This window comes from Terriglobus sp. YAF25 (genome assembly GCF_052113305.1).
Taxonomy (GTDB): domain Bacteria; phylum Acidobacteriota; class Terriglobia; order Terriglobales; family Acidobacteriaceae; genus Terriglobus.
The window spans coordinates 1-2,527 of record NZ_JBFRCY010000677.1; the positions used below are offsets into that span (position 1 = coordinate 1).

At 57.5% G+C, this 2,527-nt stretch carries 2 protein-coding genes; both read right to left on the reverse strand.

The features are described 5' to 3' along the window. Positions 1–286 precede the first annotated feature (286 nt). Positions 287–1,528, reverse strand: a complete 1,242-nt coding sequence (locus AB4043_RS22215; protein ID WP_442299106.1) for a vWA domain-containing protein — start codon at positions 1,526–1,528, stop codon at positions 287–289. Between the two features lie 53 nt (positions 1,529–1,581). After that, entirely contained in the window at positions 1,582–2,256 is a 675-nt protein-coding gene (locus AB4043_RS22220) for a class I SAM-dependent methyltransferase (RefSeq protein ID WP_442299107.1), read from the reverse strand. Between the last annotated feature and the right edge of the window lie 271 nt (positions 2,257–2,527).

Consider the following 2,527-nt stretch of genomic DNA (forward strand, 5'->3'; position numbering starts at 1 on the left):
GGGCTGGGCTTTCTGTTTGTGCCTATACTCTGCGAGGTCGGAGGCCCTGGGGAGAAAAGCGGATTTCTCCGCTCCCCCCGGTCACTGCGAAATGACAAACAAACGCCAGCCACCGATTAAAGCGCTGAAGGCGCGTTCTATACCAGCCTGGGGCAACGCTCCAGGTTTCCGGTTCACGAAGAATAAAAGGGCTGAAGGCCTGCGCTATAACTCTGCAGTCAATCGAAGGATTAATTGGTCTAAGCATTGCTACGCAATGGAGAGGCACCCAGTGAATCGCCTATATCTAATGGACAGTTCTCATCCGCCGCTGCATGAAATCCATCAGCAGATAATTCCCCAGCGTCTGCGGCGTGGTGAAGTAAGCCTTCCCACGGCACATCGCAGTCACCTTCTGCACAAACTGCACCAGGGCAAAGTCATTGGTGAGCATGAAGGTATTGATCTGAATGCCGGAGCGCTTACACCGCCCAACCTCTTCCAGTGTTTCGGAGACGACAAGAGGATCGAGGCCGAAGGCGTTTTTGTAGATCCTTCCATCGGGCAAGGTCAGCGCCGAAGGCTTGCCGTCCGTGATCATCACGATCTGCTTCATCTGCTTGTTGGAACGGGAAAGAATGCGGCGGGCGACCTTGAAGCCTTCGCGAGTATTCGTATACCAGGGGCCCACCTTCACGCGGCCAAGCTGCGAGATGGGTATCTCTTCGGCCGAATCGTGAAAAAGCACCAGGTGCAGCGAGTCGCCGGGGAACTGCGTACGCGTCAGATGCGAGAGCGCCATGGCGACCCGCTTCGCCGGGGTGAAGCGGTCTTCTCCATAGAGGATCATCGAGTGCGAGCAGTCGAGCATTACCACCGTAGCGCAGGATGCCTGGAACTCTGACTGATGCACGTACAGGTCGCTGTACTCGATGTTCAGCGGCATGCTCAGACCTTCGCGTTCAATGGCGGACTTCAGCGTGGCGGTGACGTCGAGATTGAGTGTGTCGCCAAACTCGTAGGGCTTGGAGGATCCACTGGCTTCGACACCGGATGCTTCCTGGATCGTGTCATGACGTCCGAAGTTGGCGCGGCCCATAGAGCCAAGCAGATTGCGTAGCGCCTTGTATCCGAGAAAGTCCATCGACTTGTCGGTGACCTCGAAGCGAACCTGCGACTCGTTGCGGCCCACTTCGCCGGGAGCGGCGGACTGCTGTGTCTTGTCCGAGGTCTCCGCATCGGTGCGGATCATGTTCTCGTTCTGCATGCGCTCGACCAGGCGGTCGACCAGGCTCTCCTGCTGTTCGGCAGACATCTCGTCGTACTGCTGCTGTGTCTGCTCGTCGAGGAAGTCGCCGTTCTCCAGCACCTGGCGAATGGCGTCGCGCAAGTCGTCGAGCGTCTGATCGAGGTTCATCTCGTTGAAGTCGGCGTAGGGGTTCTGGAAGCCGGAGTCGAGCAGAAAATCGCCGAGCGCTTCCATCAGCTCTTCGAGGCCAAGCTCGCTGGCCAGGTCGCCCTCGTACTTCTTGTAGCGCGTCGTCTTCATCGGCCTGCTTCGATGATACGCCCCTTGTTATTGGCCTGCTTGGATGACACACCCTATAGATGCGTACCGGCCATTACCGCGAAGCGAGCCTCCTTGAACCAGCAGTCGGCGTCAGCGAAACCTGCCTCACGCATCCAGCGGAGTTGCTCCTCGACCGGAGAACACTTGTCATCGGTCATGCGGTAGAGGCTTGCTTTGATCTGCTCTTCCGTTGCTCCGTCCATCCGTACCTGGCGCAGCCAGAGCTCGTGATAGCGATCGGTGACAGTGGGAGTAGGGCCGGCCACCTGATCGGCATTGATGAAGACGCCGCGCGGTTTCAACGCCTTGAAGGCGGCGCCGAAGACCTTCTGCTTCGCTTCGTCCGTTGAGTGATGGATCGAAAGAGCTGAGACGACCGCACAGGCGTCACCGGGAAGGGAATCGTTCGCGTAGTCAAGCTGATGGAAGTGCATGCGGCTGTCGTGCGCCAGGCGCTCGCGAGCGATCTCGAGCATCGATGGAGAGAGATCGACGAGGTGAATCTGCGCCTCAGGAAAGTGCTGCCGGATGAGTGTGGTCAGAATGCCTGTACCAGCTCCCAGGTCGATGATGGTTTTGGCTGCCGGCGGAATCAGACGTATGGCCCAGCCATAGAAATCGTCGTGCGGCGGGATCAGCTTTGCACGGTCCCGGTCGTAGGTGGCGGCGGTGGTATCGAAGACAAGCTGCGTAGCGCTAATGTTCATGACCTGAACCATAAGCGCTGTTGTGGGTGGAAGTCGCTAGCTTATAAGAAATCTGAATCTTCGAATTACACGGATGATGCATGTCACGAAGCGATGTTTGACAGCCGGGGTGCCCCACCCTCACAACGTTAGGGTGGGTACAGGAGTCACAAAATCCAAAGAAGCCGCTGAAGACTTCATCTCATCCTGAACCAGGGACAATCGGTACAGTGTTATTGAGATCCTGGGTATTCCGAACCCACCCTAACGTTGTGAGGGTGGGGCACCCGGT